This window comes from Streptomyces rectiviolaceus, from assembly GCF_039533825.1.
Lineage (GTDB): Bacteria > Actinomycetota > Actinomycetes > Streptomycetales > Streptomycetaceae > Streptomyces > Streptomyces rectiviolaceus.
On sequence record NZ_BAAAUG010000281.1, the window covers coordinates 1 to 2269 of the forward strand.

The following is a 2269-nucleotide window of genomic DNA, read 5'->3' on the forward strand; positions in this document are numbered from 1 at the left end:
CAAGCAATCGATCCAACTGACAACCCCTCACACCATCTCACCAACCATGTGACACTAGAGCCAATCCACGCAAGAAGAGGACCCCAGCTCACTGACGGCCGGTCAAATACGGCCCCCCGTACGGGAATGTCCATTTCAAAGACGCGCCGCCTCTCTAGTGACGGAAGAAAATTGCGGGCTTCCTGCGCTAAGGTGTGAGAACGATCAGCACACTTAGCGGAAGAGTCAGAGCAATGTCGCTGACCAGCGAACAACTGAGCACCAGTGCGGTCGCCACGGCCGCCGGCCTGAGCGAATCATGGGCCTGGAAAGCCCGCGATCAAGGCGTCCTCACCGAACCGCACTTCGAAGACGCGGTCGTGGCCCTACGCGTATACGCCTTCGTCTCCCAGATCGTCTGGCCCGGCACACGCCGCCCCCGCAGCGCCCGCCAAGACCTCGAGCTCTGGCAGTCCATGGCAGTCGAAGCAGCCCGCCAGGCAGTGTCTGACACCGACACCACCCCCGAGACCGCACTGTGGGTTCTCGAAGACTCCGTACACCTGGTCACCACACCCGCCGAACGCGCGGCCTTCGACCTCAAACACCTCGGCGGACGCGTCGCCATCCGCGTGCCCATCGGGCAATGGGTCACCGAACTCCCCGACGCCATAGCGCAACTCAAGGCACGGCGACGCCGCCAGCCCTCCCCGCCCGCCGCATAAACGGCGGCGCTGGAGACCCGCACAGACACGCCGCTCCCTCACCAGCACCACCTGCCGGGGGAGTGGCCCAAGCCAACTGACCGCCCAACGCACTCACCCGCAACGCCGGGGGGCGGCCCTCCTTAGCCACCTCTCGCTCACGCCACACGCATCCGCCCCCAACGAAAGGACCTGTACCAGCCCACCTCCCCAACTGAACATCCACACCCGGCTCGGCAAGCAGCCCTGCACACCGCCGAGTTGCGGTTCTGTCTTGCCTCATCCCCTCCTCGTCCAGGAGCCGACCATCGCTACCGCGACGAGGGCTGGTTTGGTGTTGCCCAAAACAGCCCCCCACAACAACCATCAACCAACGCAAACCCGACCACATCGGCTGGGTAACGCTGCCCCGATCACCCACGCGACGGCCCAGGAACTCACCCACACCGCCTCCCGGCACAGCGGCCCTCGCCGGTGGCTGAAAGCCACCCGATGGCTGCTCTCAGCGGGCATCCACCCCCGCGGCAACGCCACCACGCTGCGCATCGCCGAAGACCTCGCCACGCGCATGGACTACAGCACCGGCCACGTCCTGTACTGCCTGGACGGCATCTCGACTCGCCTCGCGCTCTCCCGGGCCACCGTCAAGCGCCACGTCGCCGTCCTGCGCGAACTCGGCTCCCTCGTCTGGGTCATGCACGGCACCAAAGCGAACATCCGCCGCAAGCGGGGGCTCAGCGGATACGCAGGCACCGCGACCGTGTACGCGGCCGTGATCCCACCCGTCTACGACCATGCGATGGGCCACCAGATCGTCGGCACCGGATACGACGCTCGGATCGTGATCCACCAGCAGAGCCCGGCCCGGCCTGTGGACAACTCCCTTGTGGATGACTCCTGTTCTCGGATTGGTGCGCCCCCTTCCCTGACTCTGGTCAAGGAAGAGAGAAAGGTGCAGATGACGGGTGGTTTCAACTACACCTCGCGCCGATGCGCGAGTCGCACCAAGCACCACCCGTCCCATTCCTCTGCTCCAGCCAGCCGCACAAAGCCTGCTCCGCGCTCACCGGCCCAGGCAGCCCGGGAGATCCTGGAGACCCGCACGATCCGCGCCTTGGTGAACTGGACTCAGAGCGAGCCCCTTCGCAGGCTGGCGTTCTCACTGCGGGCCTACTTCGACCGCGGACTGAACGCCCACGAGATCGCCGCTGAACTCATCGGGCTGTGCCTCACCTGGCGTCCCGCCCGCCCGGCTGCCTACATCCAGGCCCACCTCCGACGCGAAGCCGACGACGCCACTGCCCGCGACAGCGCGCACGCTGCGGCCAGCGATCCGCAATCGAACATTGCCTGGCAAGAATGGCTGGAACAAACACGCCTGGAGACGCCGACCCGCACAGATACGGATCGTCGCCTGGCCCGCTTGTACAGCTGGGATCAATGGTCCGAGGTCGCCGACCACTATGCCGAGGACCCCGACGACGCGCTTGACCTCTATGGCACGCGCCTGTGTGTGCACGCCATCCGCCAAGCCTCCCTGGCCGAAGCTACGCCCCGCCATGTCTAGGCGCCCCCCTGTAGATCCT

2 protein-coding genes are annotated in these 2269 nt (G+C 66.0%); both read left to right on the plus strand.

The genetic code is table 11. From position 1 onward, the window contains the following. Window positions 1–233: 233 nt before the first annotated feature. Window positions 234–704 (plus strand): hypothetical protein, encoded by a 471-nt coding sequence (locus tag ABD378_RS43970; RefSeq protein ID WP_344531145.1) that lies wholly within the window; start codon window positions 234–236, stop codon window positions 702–704. Between the two features lie 253 nt (window positions 705–957). Beyond that, window positions 958–2250, plus strand: coding sequence for a cell wall protein (locus tag ABD378_RS43975; RefSeq protein ID WP_344531147.1), 1293 nt, complete (start codon window positions 958–960; stop codon window positions 2248–2250). Window positions 2251–2269: the final 19 nt, after the last annotated feature.